Origin of the sequence: Paraflavisolibacter caeni, from assembly GCF_025628885.1 — a bacterium.
GTDB lineage: Bacteria > Bacteroidota > Bacteroidia > Chitinophagales > Chitinophagaceae > Flavisolibacter > Flavisolibacter caeni.
The window spans coordinates 115,250-134,633 of sequence record NZ_JAOTIF010000009.1 but is presented as its reverse complement, the minus strand read 5'-3'; the positions used below and the strand labels follow the sequence as shown (position 1 = coordinate 134,633).

The 19,384-nt window shown below is 43.3% G+C and carries 10 protein-coding genes; 6 read left to right on the top strand and 4 right to left on the bottom strand.

Annotated features, from left to right (window positions below; translation table 11 throughout):
• Together OCK74_RS13265 and OCK74_RS13260 are read left to right on the top strand one after the other, a co-directional pair.
• Nucleotides 1-861 carry a sugar phosphate isomerase/epimerase family protein gene (locus OCK74_RS13265; RefSeq protein WP_279297528.1) on the top strand — a complete coding sequence of 287 codons (861 nt, stop codon included), beginning with the start codon at nt 1-3 and terminating at the stop codon, nt 859-861.
• A gap of 67 nt (nt 862-928) precedes the next feature.
• Nucleotides 929-2,086 (top strand): Gfo/Idh/MocA family protein, encoded by a 1,158-nt coding sequence (locus OCK74_RS13260; RefSeq protein ID WP_279297527.1) that lies wholly within the window; start codon nt 929-931, stop codon nt 2,084-2,086.
• A gap of 12 nt (nt 2,087-2,098) precedes the next feature.
• On the opposite strand, the gene galB is transcribed toward OCK74_RS13260, so the two are convergent.
• The 4 genes from galB to OCK74_RS13240 all read right to left on the bottom strand — a co-directional run bounded on the left by galB (nt 2,099) and on the right by OCK74_RS13240 (nt 11,850).
• Nucleotides 2,099-4,870 (bottom strand): beta-galactosidase GalB, encoded by a 2,772-nt coding sequence (gene galB, locus OCK74_RS13255; RefSeq protein ID WP_279297526.1) that lies wholly within the window; start codon nt 4,868-4,870, stop codon nt 2,099-2,101.
• Nucleotides 4,871-5,051: 181 nt separating this feature from the next.
• Entirely contained in the window at nt 5,052-6,767 is a 1,716-nt protein-coding gene (locus tag OCK74_RS13250; RefSeq protein ID WP_279297525.1) for a RagB/SusD family nutrient uptake outer membrane protein, read from the bottom strand.
• Between the two features lie 64 nt (nt 6,768-6,831).
• A complete protein-coding gene (locus OCK74_RS13245) occupies nt 6,832-9,909 on the bottom strand; it encodes a SusC/RagA family TonB-linked outer membrane protein (RefSeq protein ID WP_279297524.1) in 3,078 nt (1,025 codons plus the stop codon).
• A gap of 411 nt (nt 9,910-10,320) precedes the next feature.
• Complete coding sequence (locus OCK74_RS13240) at nt 10,321-11,850, bottom strand: sialate O-acetylesterase (protein WP_279297523.1); 1,530 nt, start codon at nt 11,848-11,850, stop codon at nt 10,321-10,323.
• A 175-nt stretch (nt 11,851-12,025) separates the two neighbouring features.
• Here OCK74_RS13240 and OCK74_RS13235 point away from each other — a divergent pair, with 175 nt between their 5' ends.
• The 4 genes from OCK74_RS13235 to OCK74_RS13220 all read left to right on the top strand — a co-directional run bounded on the left by OCK74_RS13235 (nt 12,026) and on the right by OCK74_RS13220 (nt 19,372).
• Entirely contained in the window at nt 12,026-14,116 is a 2,091-nt protein-coding gene (locus OCK74_RS13235; protein ID WP_279297522.1) for a beta-galactosidase, read from the top strand.
• Between the two features lie 101 nt (nt 14,117-14,217).
• Nucleotides 14,218-14,784 (top strand): RNA polymerase sigma factor, encoded by a 567-nt coding sequence (locus OCK74_RS13230; protein WP_279297521.1) that lies wholly within the window; start codon nt 14,218-14,220, stop codon nt 14,782-14,784.
• A gap of 66 nt (nt 14,785-14,850) precedes the next feature.
• Nucleotides 14,851-15,963 (top strand): FecR family protein, encoded by a 1,113-nt coding sequence (locus OCK74_RS13225; RefSeq protein WP_279297520.1) that lies wholly within the window; start codon nt 14,851-14,853, stop codon nt 15,961-15,963.
• Between the two features lie 28 nt (nt 15,964-15,991).
• Entirely contained in the window at nt 15,992-19,372 is a 3,381-nt protein-coding gene (locus tag OCK74_RS13220) for a SusC/RagA family TonB-linked outer membrane protein (RefSeq protein ID WP_279297519.1), read from the top strand.
• Nucleotides 19,373-19,384: the final 12 nt, after the last annotated feature.

The window sequence follows — 19,384 nt, the reverse complement described above, 5'->3', positions numbered from 1 at the left end:
ATGCCTTTGCAAATAAAATATGGTGTGAGTACCTGGCTGTGGACTTCTCCATTCAGGACTGAATCCATACAGGAGCTGTTTCCCAAAATTGCAGCAATGGGATATGATGCAATTGAAATTGCGATAGAGGACCCTTCCCTGATCGATGCAGGTGCAGTGAAAAAAGCCTTGGAGCAGTTCGGGTTACAAGCCATCGTTTGTGGTGCGTTTGGTCCCAGCCGTGATCTTACCCATGAGGATCCTGCGGTTCATGAAAACTGTTTCCGGTACATTGAATCCTGCCTGGATCTTTGTGTGGCATGGAATACAGGTTTCTTTGCAGGACCTATGTACTCTGCAGTAGGCAAAGCGCGAATGATATCACCGGAAAAAAGAAAAGCTGAATGGGATCTCGCTGTTAAAAACCTACGAATTGTGTGTGAAATGGCCGCAGACAGAAACCTTCAAATTGCATTAGAGCCATTAAACAGGTTTGAGTCGGACCTGATCAATAACATTGGTGATGTGATGCGCTTAATAAAAGATATTGATCACCCGGCCGCAAAAATCTTACTGGATGGCTTTCATATGAACATTGAAGAACCGGATATTGAAAGGGCTATTATTGCTGCAGGCGATCAACTTATTCACTTACAGGTATCTGAAAATTACAGAGGAGCGCCTGGTACAGGACAAACTCGCTGGGATGCCTATAAGAGAGGACTGGAAACCATCAATTACAAAGGGGTGGTTTCCATTGAAAGCTTTACGCCTGAAAATAAAGAACTGGCAGGAGCTGTTTGCATATGGCGACCATTAGCTGAAAGCCAGGATGAGTTTGCCGTGCAGGGAATCAGTTTTCTTAAGAGCTGGGCAAATTAACTTCAAAAGGCTTTCCATTAGCATTAGAAACGATTCCACAAACGATAAACATTCAAAATCTAAAATTATGAGCTATAGAAAAATTAATGTCGCCATTGTTGGATTAGGCTTTGGTGCCGAATTCATTCCCATCTATCAACGCCACTCCAATGCAAATATGTATGCTATTTGTCAGCGAAATGTCGAAAAGCTGAATGAAGTAGGTGATGCTTTTGGTGTTGAAAAGCGATATACCGATTTTGATGAATTATTGAAAGATCCTGCAATTGATGCGGTTCACATCAATACGCCCATACAAAACCATGCAGAGCAGTCGCTGAAAGCCTTAAGGGCTGGCAAGCATGTGGCCTGCACGGTACCCATGGCTACAACGGTGGAAGAATGTCGCCTGATTGTAGAAGCCGTAAAAGAGACAGGTCTCACCTATATGATGATGGAAACTGTTGTGTACAGCCGCGAATTTTTATTTGTAAAAGAAATGTATGAAAGCGGGGCTATGGGTAAACTGCAATTCCTCCGGGCTTCGCATCAACAGGAGATGGCAGGATGGCCGGGTTATTGGGAAGGCTTACCTCCGATGCACTATGCCACCCATTGTGTAGCTCCTGTTGTAGCTTTGGCAAAAGCAGATGCGGAATATGTTTCCTGTTTTGGATCTGGCCGTATTGATGAAGATCTTATCAGCAAATATGGATCTCCCTTTGCTATTGAAAGCTGTCACATTCAATTCAGGAATTCAGACCTGGCCGCTGAAGTAACCCGCTCTTTATTCAACACAGCCAGGCAATACCGTGAAAGTTTTGATGTGTATGGATCTAAGAAAAGCTTCGAGTGGACACTGGTTGAACACGAAGATCCCATTATTCACATAGGGGAAAAGCCTGAAAGGGTGAAAGTACCTGATTATGCGCGTTTACTTCCTTCAGAAATACAATCGTTTACTACTGGGGGCGTATACGATGCCGACAGCAATCAACATTTATCTTTCATCCAGGGGGCAGGACATGGCGGGTCGCATCCTCATTTGGTGCACGAATTCATCAGTTCATTGATTGACAAACGGCAACCCTTTCCCAACGCCCGGCAATCGGCAAACATTACGTGTGTAGGTATCCTGGCGCACGAGTCGGCAATGCAGGGAGGAAAGCAAATGTATTTACCAGAATTTACTTTGAGCTTATCACCTGATATAAAGAATGCTTACGTAGCTGAAGCTGTAGCGTGATCGTCTTTGCTCTTATTTTCCAGGTACGATGCTTTTCAATGTAAGCGTTGCTCCCTGTAATGCTTCTGACTCTGCTTTCAGTTTCATAGTACCCTGCTGGCCGGGTTTTGCACGAACGATCACGAGACAAAGGCCGTTGAATGCATCGCGTTGGGTAGAAGCAAATGAAACCATGTTGGCTGCATCGCCATTGTCTGTGGCTACAATTTCACCTGGGCCTTCTATAGAGAATTGAATAGTATTCTTTGCCTGAGGTACGATCAAGCCATTTTTATCGGTGACTCTGACCGTTATAAACGATAAGTCCTTACCATCTGATTTGATGACAGGACGATCTGCAGACAATATAAGTTTGGATGCATCGCCTGTGGTTTTCACGACGTCCTCAGCCCATTTCTTCCCGTTCTTATATACAATTGCCTTTAGCTCACCAGGTTTGTATTTTACATCGTCCCAGCGAATACGGTATTCATATTGACCTTTTTTCTTTCTGCCTAACGATTTGCCATTCAGGAATAACTCCGCTTCATCACCGGAAGTAAATAAGTGTACGGGTGTAACCAGGCCAACGCGGCCGGGCCAATTCCAATGCGGCAGGATGTGTGCCATTGGCAAATCAGGACGCCAATGCGATTGATAGAGGTAAAAACGTTCTTTTCTGAAACCTGCCAAATCAATTATGCCTGAATATGAACTACGGGCTGTGTAGTAAGGCGTTGGTTCTCCCAGGTAATCCCAGCCTGTCCAGACGAATCCGCCAGCTACGTAGGGATGCTTTTCCATGGTGGCAAACACCTTGTCTGCAGAAGAACCAAAGGGCACCGAGTACAACTCGTAGGCACTTACTTGCTGCGTTTTCGAATTGCCACCCATACTGTCACTTACCGGTGCACTGTTGCCTTCGAAGACGGGAAACAGGAATTCACCCCGGCTGCTTAGCGCGGAGGCGTTCTCGCTGCTTTGGATCACTTTAGTTGGAAATTTCTCATGGAATGCCGGAAACAGTGGTGGTGTGGTGATCCCTTTCAAGCCCTTATAAGGCCCATCATATCGAATCCCTTCTCCCTGGTAATTCAAGCTGACAACGTCTACCACTCCTGGCAAAGGCATTTCCGGCTTGGCATAGTTCATTGCTACCGTTGCAGGGCGGGTTGTGTCTTCTTCCTTAACGATCATATATAAATGCGTAGCTACAGCACCGCCTTTTTCAGCCGTGTATTGCTCACCCACCTCATTGCCGAAACTCCATATCATTATCGAAGGGTGGTTCCTATCCCGGCGAATAAAGGCGCGCAAGTCCTGCTCGTGCCAATCAGGAAAAATCAAATGAAAATCAATGGGTGTCTTTTTTAACTCCCACATGTCGAAGATCTCATCTATAACTAGGAAGCCCATGCGATCAGACAGCTCGAGTAATTCAGGAGCGGGAGGGTTGTGGGACAAGCGGATCGCATTGCACCCCATTTCGCGCAGTATCTCCAGCTGGCGCTCGGCGGCCCGCACATTAAAGGCTGCACCCAATGCTCCCAGGTCGTGGTGCTGATTCACGCCTTTGATGTAAATATGTTCTCCATTAACGAATATTCCTTTGTTGGGGTCAAAGCGTAAGTCCCGGATCCCGAAGCGGGTTTCGTACCTATCAACTGGATTGCCTTGAAAGGAAACCTGTGTGATTGCTACATAGCGGTTAGGCTTTTGCGTTGGCGGGGGACCCCATAATTTGGGCTTGGATATCGTTATGGAGCCAGAAACCACCTTGCTGGACTGTGCCATGATCCGGCCTTTTATCGGAGTCAACTTTCCCACTGGTTTACCGACTTTCTGTCCATTAGCATCTAAAAGATAGATCTCCGTGGAAACATCGAAATTTCCAGCTGTATTGGCGTTATTATCTACAGTAACCTTGAAGTCGATTGTAGCAGAGGCTTTGGAAACTTTACGTGTTATAACGAAAGTGCCCCATTGTGCCACATGGACAGGATTTGTCTTGATCAACCAGATATTTCGATAGATACCACCTCCCGGATACCAGCGGGAAGAGTTATTGGGATTGTCCAAACGTATTGCCAGTTGGTTTGCGGCACCCGGAATGATGTAGGGTGTCAGATCCAATTGCCAGGAATTATAGCCGTATGGCCAGCCTCCGACCAATTTGCCGTTTAACCAAACCATGGCATAGGACATTGCTCCCTCTACTTCCAAAAAAATAGATTTTCCCTTGTCTGCTACAGGAATGTTGATCTTCTTCCTATACCATGCTACTCCATGGACCGGTAGCCGACCCATACCACCTCCAACAATAGCATCCTGACCTTTATAAAATGGACCTTTGATCGCCCAGTCGTGGGGTATGTTGATGCTTTCCCAGGAGTTGTCATTGAAATTGTTTTGTGTAAAGGGGAAATCGCTTCCCGGATTTCCCTCAGGCCTTTTGAACCATTTGAGGGAATCTTTGATAAACTTGTTGCCAGAAGGCAAAATCCAGGGCTTGAGCACAGTTTTGGTTGTTGCCACTTTTACTCCTTCTGTTGGCCTGGTATCTGCTGGTTTATCGTCCCTTTCATTTATGACCTCCGGCCGGACATCATAGATCAGGCTGTCTGCTTTCTCTGAGGAGTCATACCTGTAAAATTTCCAACCCAGGCCAATAGAAATACGTTCCCTGGTCAGCATATTTGGATTTGCAACTTTGGTCTGTGCAGTGACAGGTGTATGAGCAAACAATATGAGTGCAACAAAAAAGCAAAGAGTACGTATATTCTTAACTGTTATATCAAGTTTCATCTTCGTTCTTTACGGCTTTGAATATACTTATGGTTTTTTAAATCTTTTGAATGATTTAGATTATTAATGGTTGAAAATTAAAATGGTATAAGTATACATGAAAATGGTATCAGTAAGAAGAAGAGTTCATTCAGAACTCTTCTTCTTACTTCATCAATTAACTTTTACATTTTCTGTGAGGTTATTGGGCATAGCCTGGATTCTGTTCCAGTTTGGCACCCCTGTTTCTTTCGATTTCTGAGAAGGGGATCGGCCAAAGATTAAAATAGGGTTTCATCTGGCTAGCATAAAAAGGATTGCATTTTACCACTCTATCATAGAATTTTCCCAAACGGCACAAGGTCAGCATTCGCTTTTCTTCAACACCTAATTCCCGAATTCTTTCATCGAGTATATAATCAATATTCACATTGCCAGGTGTTACTGGTGTTGCATTGGCCCTTGCCCTGACCACATTGATGTCTGCAGCAGCGGAAGCTGTATTGCCTAATCCCAGGTAAGCCTCAGCCCTAATCAGGTAGGTTTCAGCAAGCCTGAACATATATTGGTCGACATAAGTGCCGCCAGCCGAAGATTTTAATTGATATTTCAATACAGGATCGGACGAGCCAGGATTGACATATACAACAGCGGGATGATTAAACGGCTGTGTGGCCTTTGATTGGTAAGGATAGAATGCTCTGTCTGGCTTATTGGAAGTTACAACAGCACCATTAGTGCCAGTAGTGCCGGGCGGTACATTACGGGTAGAAATTACCTTGCCATAGAAGGGACTTGCCGGGTTATTGCCAACAAAATCTCGTACAAAATTGTGATTGGCATTCCTGATGTCATTATTAAAATCACTTTCAAATACCGTGTTCATGAAATATAAAGAGGGCGCTAAAAATCCAACACCTCTGCCGCCTGTATAATCACCAACTGGCCACTGAAAGGGCGCCACGTTATTGATCTTGAGATCGCGGACAAGTGGTGCATGTACCCGTTCTAATGCATATACACCTGACTGTGACCCGGCAGTTGAAGCACCACCACCTATCACATCTGTTTCAAACTGGATGACCCAGATCGCTTCTTTATTACCGGCTGATTTCCTGTTCTGGTTTCCAGCCTGGAACAGATCCCAGTACACGTCACCGGGTGTCACAGTACTGCGTCTGCCAAACCTGTTGGTCATAAGACCCATATTAGGGTCATTGATCACGACAGAAGCGGCAGTTACCGCATTATCAAATTGCCCGTCGGCAAGGTATACTTCAGCTAAAAGGTGCTGTGCTGCCAGGTTGGAAATTTCTCCATCTTTCACAACTGCAATTCCGGGCAGGTTGGTTGCTGCAAACTTCAAATCTTCTATAGCCTGGGCATACACCTCTTTTCTTGTTGCCCTGGTAAAATCTGTCTTTTCTGTTGTCACTTCTTCTAACTGCAGAGGGACTCCTCCCCATAGGTAGGCAAGGCTGCGGTAAGCGAAAGCCCTGAAAAACCTTGCTTTTGCTTCAAAGGCTATTTTGTCAGCAGCAGGAACCTCGGAAGCCGGAAGGCGGCCGATGATCGTGTTTGCTTCGGATACGATCTTATAAAAGTTTGGCCAGTGACTGTTGAAGGGACTGTTGACAGGGCTGATCTCAGCATCGAGGTTAGGTGTTGCCACAGTAATTTCAAAAGCAACATCCGTTCTGTACAGGTAATGAAAAGGCTGGAAATCATTGACTATATAAAACTCATTTCTTACCAATGTATATAGATTATTCACAGATGCATTAAAGTCATTTATCGTTTTAAATGCATTGGAAGTGCTTAAGAAGCCCTGAGGATCTTCATCCAGGAAATCCTTCTTACAGGATAAGCCGCCTGTAAGGAGCATGAGCAGTAATAAAAAACTATGTAAATTTTTCATTTGTATATTTTTTATGCCTTAAATGGGCAGGTCGAAATAGGAGTTTCAAATCTGATAATCTGTATCAATAGATAATATTTAGCCCAACAGTGAAAGCTCTCAGCACTGGTCTTCCGCCAATCACCACGCCTTCTCCTGTTTCGGGATCCCAGCCCTCCCAATTGGTCCAGGTGGCCAGGTTTTTACCACTTACATACAGTGTTAAAGACTGGAATTTTACATCCTTGACCAGGTTAGCGAAATTGTAGGAAAGGGAAACATCCTGCAGTCTTACAAAATTCCTTTTTTCAAACTGGTTAGGTTCTATAGGCCGGGAACCGGAAATATTACGGGGATACTTGCCATTAGGATTAGCGGGCGACCAGTAATCGATTCCTTTCAGATCATTCCACCGGATGCTATTGTCCTCCCGGAAATACTGAGGTCTATTATTGGCCCATGGGCGGTTGCTTCCCAAATAACTATCACTTTTACCCTGAACGGAATTGAGTAAAAAGCTGAGGGAAAATCCTTTATAAAATAAGCTATTCAGCAAGCTTATGCGGTATGAGGGCTCCATCCTGCCAAGGAAAACTCTATCTGATTCAGGCGTGATTACGCCGTCCTTGTTTTGGTCTACTATTCTTACAGTGCCATTTTGGAAGCCCGGAAGTTTTGTATCATTAATCTTATAGATCCCATCTGCCTGGTAATCGTAAATTGTATGGATGGATTTGCCAATAAAAAGGCTGTCCGCAATCAAATCATCTTCTTTACCATCCCCATTGGCGTCCACACCTGTCAACGTAATGATCTTGTTTTTGTTGGTTGAGAAGTTCAACGTTGCCGACCATGTAAAATCTTTCTTATTGAATATTTGTTGGGTAATAGAGGCTTCAAAGCCCGTATTACGGATGTGCCCGAGGTTGGTAGTAATAGTGTCGAAGCCTGAAATTCTTGGAACAAATACACCGAATAATAAATCCTTGGTGTTGTTGTTATAGAAGTCCAGGGAGCCTGTGGTTTGGTTTTTGAACAATGCGAAATCAACACCTGCATTAAGGCCTTTTGTTCGCTCCCACTTCAGGTCTGGATTGCCCAGAGTATTCACTACCTGGCCAAAGGAGGGTGTACCACCATCACCAAAAATGTAGGCATTGGAAGTGCCGGCTAACACCGTCGAAAGGGAGCTGTACCTGGTGGTCTGGTTCCCGCTTTCACCATAACCTACCCTTAGTTTGAGGTTATTCACTACGTTCACGTTACTCATAAAACTTTCCTGGGAAATAATCCAGCCTATGGCTGCTGAAGGAAAGACTGCATACTTATGATCTTCGGCAAAGCCTGAAAAACCATCCCGGCGTATGGTAGCAGTCAGCAGGTATTTTTCATTGTATTTGTAGTTCACCCTGGCCATCTGGTAATTTAAAGCTTCTTCCCAGGCATCAGATGTAGAAAACTGGTTCGTGCCCAGCGACAAGTTGTTGTAGCTTAGCGTAAGGCGGCTAAAGCCAGTGGCCCTTGCCAATGTACTGTCGAATTTCCTTTCTACAGCCCCATACAAAAGCGTAGCTGTGATATTATGCTTGTCGAAGCTCTTCGTATAAGTCAAAATATTGTCGAAAGTATAATCATAATAATGCTGGGTACCTTTATAGGCTTCACCTGTTTGCCCCGCCGCATAAATACTGGAACCAAACTGCTCGCCGACTCTGTAGTTGTTGCCAAAGTTCATGCGGTAATTGAGTCCTTTCACAAACGGTATGTCTATATCTGTGTAAATCGTGGCAAAAAAAGAATTGTTCCTGTCGTAGTTGTCCACATAATAAGTAGTGAAAGGGTTGGGTTCAAGGGTATTGGTCGGGAATGGAATCAGGTTGCCTGCAGAGTCATAAGGTACCAATAAAGGGGATATGTGCTGCAGGGAGGCCAAAGCTGGTTCGGCGCCGTCCTGGTTGACAAATGCGGCTGACGAAAGCAGGCCAACTTTCAACCAGTTTAAAGGCCTGGTTTCCAAATTTGCCCGAATGGATTTTCTTTTAAAAATGTCGTTGATAATATACCCTTTCTGATCTAATAAGCCACCCGAAAGAAGATAACTCACTTTATCGCCACCACCGGAGATGCTTAGGGTGTTGTCCCAGATCGTACCTGTTTTTGTTCCTTCGCCCCACCAGTCATAATCATTGGGCAGTATATTACCATTCGCATCTTTCATGGAAGCATCCACCACAGTAGCAACATTAAAGTTGGGATTAGGCTGTGTAAAGTCAGGAGCCAGATAAGATCTTTCATAAAAAGCCTCTGTTAGACCGGCCAGGTATTCTTCCCGGTTCTTTGGTTTGAGATCTCCAACAGTAGGCTTCTGTGTTCCGTATGAAGTCGAGAAGGATATTCGTGGTTTTTGGTTGACACGACCTCTTCTTGATGTAATGAGGATTACACCGTTGGCGGCCTGTGCTCCATAGACGGCAGTGGAGCTTGGATCTTTGAGCACATCAATAGAAGCAATGTCATCCGGATTGATGGAGGAGAGTGAGCCGGAATACTGAATACCATCCAGAATGATCAAAACATTCTGGTTACCGCTCAGTGAAACCTGCCCGCGTATGGCAATCGGAGGCGTTCCCCCAGCAACAGTCGACACGCCGACATTCAACCCCGGCACTGTACCCTGAAGATATTGACCCAGGCTCGTATTGGGAACATCTCGTAAGGCATCCATATTTACACTGGCTACTGCGCCTGTTACATCTTTTTTCTTTTGGGTGCCATATCCTACCACCACTACATTCTCAAGGCTTTGGGTAGCGGCAGTCAATGTTATGTTTTGGTTAGCCTGGTTGTTCACGGGAATTTCTTTTGCGGTAAAGCCAACAGAAGAAACCACCAGACTACCATTCGCTGGAGCGGTTATTTGAAACTCTCCGTTGTTGTCGGTAGTGGCACCTATCGTTGTTCCTTTTACCGAAACTGATGCGCCAACTACCGGTTGGTTCTTTTCATCAGCAATTCGTCCTTTTACGGTAACGGTTTGTGCCATAGAAGGAAGTACCCACAAAACGGTCATTAAAAAAAGCAATCCAATCGCTTTTGCGTTTTCCAAAAGCAGGGCAATGTCATCCATTACTTTTGGAGGAATTTTAGTAGCCGTGATTTTCATAAATGTTCTTTTTAGAATTGTTTAAACAGTCAATAGAAGTCTGAAAGGGCAGGAATCAAGTATAAGCATCGCTCACTATTTTCAACAGGTAGGATCAGGCAGTATAGTGTTGGCCGGTTATAAGGATGGTTTGATCAAAAATTCACAGCAATAAGCTTTCCAAAGAATTTAATTCCTCAGTCTATTTATTTAAAAACAGTTTTGACCCGAGCTTGAGCTATCGAGGTGTTGAGAAGGGAGGGAATACTGAAATGGGACCAGAGCCGGGCCTGAATCATTTGATGTGGAAGATTCAGGGTGTGTTGTATTGGCTTTACTGCTGTGCTGTTGCCAACAACAGGTTATATAAAAAACAAACTGCACTGACAACATATCAATAGATACATCGTCAGTGCAGTTTTGAGTTGTTAATTAATTTTTTCCCTGGGTTGTTAACTGCCAATTATCCGTGCGGAAGGGGGATGCAGGGAGACCTGCGGCGTTGTAGAGGTTTGGTTTGGGGATGTTTCGCCAAGAAAAGCGAACAGCCTGAGGGTTCTTGATTGCATCGCTCCAAACTACTAAAGTATTGCCTTCGATTTTCGCTTGTGCAGGAACGAAGGCCTGGTCTTCACCGGCAATGGTGAATTCGGTTAAGTTGCCTCCTTTTGCTGTAAGGCCTTTGTCAAAGTCGAAACTAATGCGGATCTTATCGCCTTCAATTTTCATAGACTTATATAATGGACCTGAGGTAACCATGTTTTTCCTGCCATATTCATTATGCAGCGCCCACAAAGAAAGGCGCTTTCCTACGAGTTCTTTGTTGCGCGGGTGAATGTCGAGAGAATCACCGTTGTCTGTTGTTACTGCAATGCCGGTGTTGGGTGTGGTCCTGTAAGCAAACAGCTGTGCGTCCCTGATCTCGGGATTCTGGCTGCGGTGCGGAGAGATCTGAACGAAGTAAAAAGGCATCTTGGGTGCTTTCCAGTCGTCTCTCCAGTTGTTGATCAAGGCAGGGAATAACTTGCGATATTGATAGGCCCTTTCTGCATTGCTTTCACCCTGGTACCAAATCGCTCCTTTTAAAGTATACGGTACAACCGGGGCAATCATGCCATTGTATAATTTAGAAGGAGAGTGGTTGTGTGTTGGTCCCATAGGGGCACGGGGCGCAGCGCCTTTTGTTGTACTGGTATCTGCTTTCCACTTCGCAACAGCTTGCCTGTAGTTTTCATTTTCTGCCGGGAAAACCTCTAAAGCCTTTTTATACCGTTCCAGGATGGGGACGAAATTCGTATTTCCTTGCAGGACTTCTTTTTTAGTCCAAGCTTCTGCCGGCGTGCCGCCCCAGGTGGCATTGATGATGCCTACAGGATAACCTGTTGCCTTGTTGATCTCCCTAGCAAAAAAATAGGCTACGGCAGAGAAGGTGTCAATAGTTTTCGCTGTACACAGTTTCCAATCACCTTTGAAATCAGGTTGTGGTTCATCGGCCACTTTATTCGGAACGTCAATAGTGCGAATATCAGGATGCTCTGCATCTTTCATCAATTCTTCATAATTGGAAACACCTGTGTATGAGGGATTGGGCGTTTTGCCAATGAAGAATTCCATATTCGACTGCCCGGAGGCGAGCCATACTTCTCCCAATAAAATATCTTTTACTTCAATCGTGTTCTTGCCGGTAAATTTCAGCGTATAAGGTCCACCTGCTTTCGTGGTGTTGATATAGGAAAGCCATTTACCTGCAGCATCTGCAGTTGCTTTTGCCGTTTTTGGGTTCCAACTATTGGTAATAGTAATTGTTTCTCCAGGACTTGCCCAACCCCAGATTGCCACCTTTGCATTTTGCTGCAGGATCATGTGATCGCTGATGATGGCAGGCAGTTTGATTTGGGCGTGGAGGAGGGAGGAAAGGAATGTTGTGACCAGGACGGTTAAAAACTTGATTCTATTTTTCATTGCAAACAAATATAAACAACAAATGTAGGGTGGTGTAGGGCCTATGCCATCCTGCTGTATCCTGAAACTCCATTACTCAGTAGTCAGCAAGAAGAAAATTTGAATAATAATCGTTTTTTTTACATTTATAGTATTTAATTTTATCTGCTTAACATGGTTGCTTGAAAATAAAAATATGAAAAGGTATTCCTTCGTCTTCTTCATCGGGTTACAAGTCATACTCTCCATTGTGCTCATACAGCCATCAGCTGCACAATTTCAGCCTAATCAACTTTTATATGGTGTTGCTTATTATGATGAATACATGCCTTATGAGCGATTGGATAAGGATGTTCAAATGATGAAAGAGGCCGGGATCAATGTTGTCCGCATTGCAGAATCTACCTGGAGCACACTTGAAACGCAGGAAGGAGTTTTTGATTTTTCTCATATAGACAGGGTTTTAAATGCGATGCACAAGGCAGGCATCAAAGTAATGATTGGCACACCCACTTATGCTGTGCCCACCTGGCTGGTTAAAAAGTATCCGGATATTCTTGCCATTACACCCAGGGGGCAAAATCAATATGGTGCGCGCCAGAATATGGACATTACCAATCCACATTTTTTGGAACATGCAGAAAAGGTCATCCGCAAATTGCTGGAACATGTGAAGGACCATCCTGCTGTTATTGGTTATCAAATAGACAATGAAACAAAGTCGTACGAGACCAGTGGGCCAAACGTGCAAAAGCAATTCGTTCAATATATGAAGGCAAAATTTCCTTCGCTGGATAGTCTTAATAAAGCATTTGGCCTGGATTACTGGAGTAATCGCATCAATAGCTGGGATGATTTTCCCTCTGTGAATGGCAGTATTAATGCCAGCTTAAGTTCGGAGTTTGCAAAGTTTCAAAGATCACTTGTAACCAACTATTTAGCATGGCAGGCAAAAATTGTCAGGGAATACAAAAAGCCTCACCAGTTTATCACGCAAAACTTTGATCTCGGGTGGCGCGGCCATTCCTATGGTATACAGCCTGACGTCGATCATTTTGCTGCAGCTAAAGCCTTAGACATTGCAGGGATTGACATTTATCATCCCTCACAAAACCAACTAACCGGAGCTGAAATTTCCTTGGGTGGTGATTTGACGAGGTCAATGAAAGGGGGACAGAACTATTTGGTAATCGAAACAGAAGCGCAGGGTTTTCCTCAATGGGTACCCTTCCCGGGACAATTACGACTGCAGGCCTTCAGTCACCTGGCTTCCGGGGCTGATATGGTTTCCTACTGGCATTGGCATTCTATTCACAATGCTATAGAGACGTACTGGAAAGGACTGCTGAGCCATGACTTTGAGCCTAATCCTACGTATGATGAGGCCAAGACGATCGGGGCTGATTTTCAAAAATTGAGTGCTCATCTTATCCATCTTCAAAAAAGAAACAATGTAGCCCTCTTATTCAGTAATGAAGCGCTCACTGCCTTTAATTCTTTTCCTATAAGCGGGGAGAATTATAATACATTATTCCGTCCTATGTACGATGTATTGTATCGTATGAATGTTGGTGTTGATCTTATTGATCCATCCAGCACCAATTTAGAGCAATACAAATTGATCGTAGTTCCTGCACTTTATGCAGCTCCAGATAGCCTGCTCAAACGGCTGAATCAATACATCAAAAATGGTGGTCATGTAGTTTACACGTTTAAATCCGGTTTTTCTAATGAGCACGTGAAAGTGCGATCTGTTCGACAGCCAGGTATTATCAGTGAAGCGTGTGGCATTTATTACAGTCAGTTTACCGATCCCCAAAATGATGTTGAATTAAAAGGAGATCTTTTCAATGGCGGAACTGAGCAAAACAAAGTCCGGAAATGGATGGAACTGATTACTCCCACAACGGCCAAGGTTTTAGCCTATTATGATCATCCTGTATGGAAGAAGTATGCAGCCATTACGCAAAACAACTATGGGAAAGGTGTCGCTACTTATATTGGGTGTATGACTACGGATGCCGTGCTGGAGAAGATATTGGCAGATGCTGTAAAGAAAGCAGGGTTATGGGGTGTGGATCAACAAATTTCCTTTCCCTTAATCACAAAATCAGGCATCAACCAAAGGGGCAAGGCTATTCATTATTATTTCAATTATTCAGCAGTTCCCCATTCTGTTCAATACCCTTACCGTGATGGTAAAGAATTGCTTTCAAATGAGACAATGGTAAAAGGGAAGGAGATGCAGTTAGAACCATGGGGTATAAAAATAATTGAAGAGCAGTAAAGGGGAAACATCAAGGTCTATCCAGGTACAGAGAAAAAAAACGAGTATAATTGTTTTTTTTACAATTATACTCGTTAACTTTATATACATAACCGCTTGCCTTGGCATTGAAAGAAAACGAGATAAATGCAACTCTATTATGGGATCGAATGAGGTCCGGAGATTCTTCTGCATTGCAAGAGCTGTACAATATTTATTACCAATACCTTTTTGGAGCTGGTTTTAGTCTTTGCCTTGACAGGGAATTGACAAAGGATAGTATTCATGACCTGTTTCTTAGTATCTGGGCAAAACGTGAGAAAATTCCAGCAGTATCTTCTGTTGGCGCTTACCTGTGCACCTGCATTCGTAGAAAAATTATTGATGTTCTGAAAAAAGAACAGTTTTTAGAGCAAAATATCTCCAGTGAAGATTATGAGATGCAATTTTCTTATGAAGAGGTGATCATTGCTTTTCAAACAGAGCATGAGACCAGACTCAAGCTTGATAAGGCTCTGGCTCAGCTTACTAAAAAACAAAAAGAAGTCATCAGGTTGCGGTTTTTCGAAAACAAAAGCTTTGAGGAAATTGCCCTACTGCTGAACAGTGAGCCCCGCACGATCTATAATCATATGTATGAGGCTATGAAGCAACTCCGCTATTTTCTTTCCTCTACTTATTCTTCGTAAAAAAAAGTTGAAAAATTTCTGGTAAAAAAATGACTTCCTGCAGTCTTTTCTTTAGAATCGGGTTGAATGAAGGATTACTTAGCATATTTGGTGGAGGACTTTGTTACAGATGAGTCGTACCTAAGATATTATTTCAAGGAAAATGAAGCCGATATCCAGTTCTGGACTGATTGGATCAGCCGGCATCCTGAAAAGCTGGATGTAATTATTTCGGCTAATAATTATATAGAAGCATTTTCTATCAGGCTTTCTGATGCTGAGTTTCAAAAGGAACAACAGCGCTTTGCTGGCGCCTTAAAAAATCTTTCCGAACATGGAAATACTAATCTGTTCCAGCAAACAGAAGTAGTCAATGACCATGATTATTTAGAGGAGACCGAGATCATTTCAGTAAGCCCGTTACAAAGGATGGTGCGTAAAGCCATTATTTTTAGCATGGCTGTCGTTCTGCTGGGAGGTGTTTATTTTTCATTTTTTCGCAACAGCAAGGTGTCTAAAGTATCCACTGCAACTGAAAATATAGTTATGGTGGAGAAATACGTACCCAAGGGGGAGCAGGCCCGTATTCTCCTGCCTGACGGCAGCGAGGTCCATTTAAATGCAGATAGCCGTTTGGTTTATCCTTCAAAGTTTACAGGAGGACAGCGGGAAGTGACTTTGACAGGAGAAGCTTTCTTTCATGTAAAAAGGGATACGTTACATCCATTCCATATCATTTCCGGGAACCTGATGACTACTGTTTTAGGGACTTCCTTCAATGTTAAATGTTACCAGGGTGATCAGCAGATAAAGGTAGCTCTGGTTACCGGGAAAGTAAAGCTTGACAGGATTGCCGATTCAACAAGTAAGAAAGTAATTGGCGAAACGATGTTTCTGAATCCTTCAGAAATGGGTTTATTCAGCAAGCGCAGTTTAGCACTTCAAAAAAAGAAATATAATCCTGACGAAGAATTAGGATGGGAGCGAGGTATTATTGTCTTTAAGAATGCAGATTTTAAGGAAATAGCCGATCGTTTTCAAAGGACTTTTAATATCCACCTTGTGAACAGAAGCCATAAGAAGCAGTGGAGTTTTACTGGTAGTTTCAGTAACGCATCAGCTGTGGAAATCGTGGAAAGCATATGTCTCTCTAAAAAGTTAACCTATACTACCAATGGGGATACGATTGTAATCAAATAACATCATTTCAAAACGAAAATCAAACTGTATGAGCAACTTGAACTTTCGATTGCTACAGGGGAAAGTATTGCATTTCCTCATGCCATTTGCTTTGATATTATGCACGTATGGAGCAATGGCATTTGACTATGGGCAAACCAAGGGTGATCCTCTTGATGCCAATATTAAGATTTCTAAAAAATCAGAAAAGCTAGGTGCACTTTTTAGCCTGGTGGAGCAACAAACTCCTTTACGGTTTGCTTATGATGCCAGTGAAGTAGACATTAATAAGTCCATCTCCATCAAGAAAGATGTGCTTATCTTAAAACAATTGCTGTTAGAGATCAGCCAGCAGACAGGCACTTCCTTTGAATTGTCAAAGAATGTGATCACTGTGATTCCTCCAAAGACTCATACTATTTCCCTGAACTCAGTGAGTTCATCAAATGCTAAGAATGTTACAGGTAAGGTTGTTGATAAGAATGGGGCACCTGTTGCCGGCGCTACCGTGTCCGTTAAGGGTACTTCAAAAGGAACCGCAACTGATGGGAATGGTAGCTTCAGAATCGATGCCAATGAAGGTGATGTATTGGTGATCACTTCAGTAGGCTTTGAAAAAACTGAAATCACTGTAGGCACTTCATCCAATATTTCAGTGATCCTTGCAGGCATAGGAACTGCTTTAAATGAAGTGGTTGTTATCGGTTATGGTACGCAGCGTAAAGCTGAAGTGACCAGTTCGGTAGCAACTGTGAAAGCAGAGAATTTTATAAAAGGTACAGTAAAGGATGCCGGGCAGTTGATCCAGGGTAAAGTAGCCGGATTAACCATTATTTCTCCCAATGGAGATCCTACTGCTACCTCCCAGGTTATCTTGCGTGGCCAGTCAACACTCATGGGGGTGAACCAAAATCCTTTGGTGTTGATTGATGGTGTGCCTGGAGATCTGAAGATGGTAGCCCCCCAGGATATAGAATCTATTGACGTGCTCAAAGACGGTTCTGCAGCCGCTATTTATGGTACCCGTGGGACTAACGGGGTCATTTTGATTACTACTAAAAGGGCAGGTGCTAATAACAAGACGACAGTTGAATACGGCGGTTATGTTAGTATACAGACTATAGCCAGAAAACTGGATATGTCGACAGCAGAAGATTTCAGGGCCCAGATCGCTTCAGGTGATCGCATTGTGATTACACCTACAGGAGATACTTCTTACCCCATGCTGGATCATGGTGCCAGTACAGACTGGTTGAAAGAAATTACCAGGACTCCAGTATCTCAGGACCATAACTTAACATTCCGTGGAGGTAATGCAACCACCAACTACCTCGCAAGTGTGAACTATAATGATCTGCAAGGTTTGTTCTTAAAATCCTACAACCAACAATTTTCTGGGCGTATGGATTTTAACCATAGCATGTTTAACAATAAGCTGAAGATCAATCTAAACTATTTTAGTGCTTCCCGTAAGTTCAATGGTTTCAATTCAAACATTTACAGGCAGGCGACGATGCAGAATCCCACAGCGCCTGTAAAGAATCCTGATGGTACCTGGTTCCAGGAATTGACCAAATTTGATTACCAGAGCCCAGTATCTGATTTAATGGAAAGTGATGGTAAATCAAGTGAAAGCAATTCAAGGTATAAGGGTTCAGTTGTTTTTACACCCATTACAGGATTAAGACTTTCCGGTATATTTTCTTATACCAAAAGAATGTTAGAAGCGGGGTATGCTGAGACCAAGCAACATGCATCCACATTGCGTGATAATAGAAACGGCTATGCCAGTGTTTCGGGGAATTCATCTATAGACCGGCTGGCTGAATTGACCGCTGAATATTCAAAATCTTTCAACAGGAACAACTTTACCCTTTTGGGTGGATATAGTTACCAGGAGAATGATTACAATAGTGACTTTACGAACAACTGGGATTTCCCAACCGATCAGTTTAGCTGGCATAATATCGGCTTAGGGCGTGCCATTAGCAGTGGAGATTACACAGGTTTGATCGGTAGTTATAGAGCAACCACCAACTTAATAGGATTTTTCGGCAGGCTCACCTATAACTATGATCAGAAGTACCTTTTGATGGCCAGCGTCCGTAGTGAAGAAGCTAGCCAACTTTGGGGCACTAACGATCCATGGGGAACTTTTCCTGCTGTTTCTGCAGGCTGGAGAATTACCAGGGAATCATTTATGGATAACCAAAAGCTTTTTAATGACCTGAAGCTTCGGGCTGGTTATGGAGTTACCGGATCGCAACCCAACCAGCCATTTCTAGGATTGGCAACACTCAGTTATGGTGGCTTTGTGTTATCTAATGGAGAGTGGGTGCAAACGCTTGTGCCGTCGCAAAATGCTAATCCAAATCTTCAATGGGAAGAAAAAAGGGAGACCAATATAGGCCTTGACTTCAGCATGTTGGATAACCGGATTGGCGGTAGTATTGATTTGTATAACCGGAAAATACATAACCTGCTTTATTTGTTTGAAGTGCCAAGTCCTCCAAATCTTTACAACCGGACCATGGCCAATGTTGGAACCATGCAAAACAAAGGGATAGAAGTACAGGTCAACTTTGTGCCTGTCCGTAAAAACAACTTTGAATGGAATTCAACGGTCAACTATTCTACTAACTCTAACAAATTAATCAGTCTCTCTAATGACCTTTATAAAACTTCAACTGATTATATCCGAGTAGGCGCTATTTTTCCTCCTATTCAAACTTTTTCCCACCTTTTAAGGGTTGGCGGAGAAGTTGGTGATTTCTATGGTTATAAAGTAATTGGTGTAGGCGGTGATCCTTCAGATGTGGCCAACTATGGTCAATGGATATATGAAGGCCGTGATGGAAAGCCGGTCAATTACAAAGATTTTGCCCATGCTTTTGAAGACAAGAAAGTGCTGGGTAATGGTCTTCCCAGGCATTACCTGGCCTGGAACAATAGCTTCAGGCTGAATAACTGGGATTTAACCATTACGCAAAGAGGTGCCTTCAATTTCCAGGTGGCCAATTTGCAACGTATGATGTTTGAGAATCCTACGCAAGCACAGTATAACCTGATGAAAAATGCATATGACCCGGTATTCGGAACCACTCAATTAAAATCGCCAGTTGAGTTTAATAGTTATTACATTGAAGATGGGGATTTCTGGAAAATAGACAATATCACCCTCGGGTATAATTTCAGGAAAACAGGTACTAATTTATTTCAGTCCGCAAGGGTTTACGTAGCATCACTTAATACATTGATCATTACTGGTTACAAGGGGATTGATCCAGAGGTTAGTTTGCGCAATGCGCAATCTGCAGCACAGTCTGGAGTAGTACAAGTACCTACTTCAGGTCTTGATCCCGGCATGGATTCACCCTATAAATATCCAACTACACGAACATTTAGTGTTGGTCTTAATGTAACCTTTTAATTTTTAATTGAT